This is a genomic window from Streptomyces sodiiphilus, from assembly GCF_039529215.1.
GTDB classification, from domain to species: Bacteria; Actinomycetota; Actinomycetes; order Streptomycetales; family Streptomycetaceae; genus Streptomyces; species Streptomyces sodiiphilus.
The window spans coordinates 1-1,258 of the sequence record NZ_BAAAMJ010000115.1 but is presented as its reverse complement, the minus strand read 5'-3'; the positions used below and the strand labels follow the sequence as shown (position 1 = coordinate 1,258).

Here is a 1,258-nt window from a genome sequence, read left to right as displayed (position 1 = left end):
CAACCCCTATGTGGGTGCGGGCGTGTATGTGAATCCGGAGTGGTCCGCGAACGCGGCGTCGGAGCCGGGTGGTTCCGCGATCGCGAACGAGCCGACCGGTGTGTGGATGGACCGGATCGCCGCGATCGAGGGCTCCGGACAGGGCGCCGGCCGCGTGATGGGCCTGGCCGACCACCTCGACGGGGCCCTGGTCCAGGCACAGAACCACGACGAGTTCGTGTTCCAGGTCGTCATCTACAACCTCCCCGGCCGTGACTGCGCCGCCCTCGCCTCCAACGGCGAGCTCGGCCCCGAGGAGATCGACCGCTACCAGCACGAGTACATCGACCCGATCGCCGACATCCTCTCCGACCCCAAGTACTCGGACCTGAGGATCGTCACCACCATCGAGATCGACTCGCTGCCCAACCTCGTCACCAACGTCGGCGGCCGCGAGACCGCCACCCCCGAGTGCGACGTCATGCTCGCCAACGGCAACTACGTCAACGGCGTCGGCTACGCCCTGGGCACCCTGGGCGCCATCCCCAACGTCTACAACTACATCGACGCCGCCCACCACGGCTGGATCGGCTGGGAGGACAACTTCGCCGCCTCCGCCGACCTCTTCTACGAAGCCGCCAACGCCAACGGCGCCAGCCCCGCCGACGTCCACGGCTTCATCACCAACACCGCCAACTACAGCATCCTCGAAGAACCCCACTACAGCATCACCGACACCATCAACGGCACCTCGGTCCGCGAATCCAGCTGGGTCGAGTGGAACAACTACATCGGTGAGCTCCAGTTCGCCCAGGACTTCCGCCAGGAACTCGTCCGCGCCGGCTTCCCCAACAGCATCGGCATGCTCATCGACACCTCCCGCAACGGCTGGGGCGGCCCCGACCGGCCCACCGGACCCGGCCCGCAGACCAGCGTCGACGAATACGTCGACGGCAGCCGCGCCGAAAAGCGCTACAACTCCGGCAACTGGTGCAACCAGGCCGGAGCCGGCCTGGGCGAACGACCCACCGCAGCCCCCGCCTCCGGCATCCACGCCTACGTCTGGATGAAGCCCCCGGGCGAGTCCGACGGCTCCAGCCGCGAGATCCCCAACGACGAGGGCAAGGGCTTCGACCGCATGTGCGACCCCACCTACGACGGCAACCCCCGCAACGGCAACAGCCCCTCCGGAGCACTCCCCGACGCCCCCGTCTCCGGCCACTGGTTCTCCGCACAGTTCCAGGAACTCCTCGCCAACGCCCACCCGCCCGTCAACTGA

1 protein-coding gene is annotated in these 1,258 nt (G+C 68.0%); it reads left to right on the top strand.

The annotated features are described in order from the left end of the window. On the top strand, nucleotides 1-1,258 hold a 1,258-nt coding region (locus ABD299_RS24845), incomplete at its 5' end, for a glycoside hydrolase family 6 protein (protein WP_344267026.1).